Here is a 1,156-nt window from a genome sequence, read left to right as displayed (position 1 = left end):
ATCATGCACCTGGCCGCGGAAAGCCATGTGGACCGGTCCATCGACGGCCCCGCAGCTTTCGTGGAGACGAACGTGATCGGCACGTTCAACATGCTGGAGGCCGCCCGCGCCTACTGGACGGCCCAAGGGCGCCCCGACAGCTTCCGCTTTCACCACATCTCGACCGATGAGGTCTTCGGGTCGCTGGGCGAGACGGGGCAGTTCACCGAAACTACGCCCTATGACCCGCGCAGCCCCTATTCGGCCAGCAAGGCGGGGTCCGACCATCTGGTCCGCGCGTGGGCCGAAACCTATGGCCTGCCCGTCGTGCTGACGAACTGTTCGAACAATTACGGCCCCTATCATTTCCCCGAAAAGCTGGTGCCTGTGGTGATCCTCAAGGCGCTGTCGGGCCAGCCGATTCCGGTCTATGGCGACGGGGGCAACATCCGCGACTGGCTCTATGTCGAGGATCACGCCGATGCGCTTCTGCTGGTCCTGGAAAAGGGCCAGCTCAACCGCAGCTACAATATCGGCGGAGAGAATGAGGCCACCAACATCGACCTGGTCCGAACCATCTGCGCCCATATGGACGAGCTGCACCCGACGGGCGCGCCGCATGCCGACCTGATCACCTTCGTGACCGACCGTCCGGGCCATGACCGCCGCTATGCGATCGACCCGACGCGCATCCGCACCGAACTGGGCTGGCGCCCGTCCGTGACGGTCGAGGAGGGGCTGCGCCGCACCGTCGAATGGTATCTGGCCAATCGCGACTGGTGGCAGCCGCTGCTGGACCGTGACGGCGTGGGCAAGCGTCTGGGGACGGCCTGATGCAGGGCTTGCTGGTCTTTGGCCGCACGGGCCAGGTCGCGCGGGAACTGGCCGCGCTGGCGCCCGATGCGACTTTTGTGGGCCGCGACCGGGCCAATCTGACCGATCCCGCCGCCTGCGCCGCCCTGATCCGCGCGGCGCGTCCGCGTGCGGTCATCAATGCCGCCGCCTACACCGCCGTGGACCGGGCCGAGACGGATGCCGAGACCGCCCGCCTGGTCAATGCCGAGGCGCCTGCCGCGATGGCGCGGGCCTGCGCGGATCTGGGCATCCCGTTCCTGCACATCTCGACCGATTACGTCTTTGACGGATCGGGCGACCAGCCGCGGGCCGAGGATGCCCC

At 67.4% G+C, this 1,156-nt stretch carries 2 protein-coding genes; both read left to right on the top strand.

Going from position 1 to position 1,156, the window contains the following annotated elements; all coding sequences use genetic code 11:
• Positions 1-813, top strand: an 813-nt coding sequence (gene rfbB, locus TW83_RS17285) for a dTDP-glucose 4,6-dehydratase (protein ID WP_045984027.1), incomplete at its 5' end; no start/stop codon positions are given.
• Positions 813-1,156, top strand: a 344-nt coding sequence (locus TW83_RS17280; RefSeq protein ID WP_045984026.1) for a sugar nucleotide-binding protein, incomplete at its 3' end; no start/stop codon positions are given. The genes rfbB and TW83_RS17280, both read left to right, overlap by 1 nt.

It is taken from the genome of Paracoccus sp. S4493 (assembly GCF_000967735.1).
Lineage (GTDB): Bacteria > Pseudomonadota > Alphaproteobacteria > Rhodobacterales > Rhodobacteraceae > Paracoccus > Paracoccus marcusii.
Note: the sequence above shows the minus strand (reverse complement) of the source record. Positions and strands in the feature narration are given on the sequence as shown.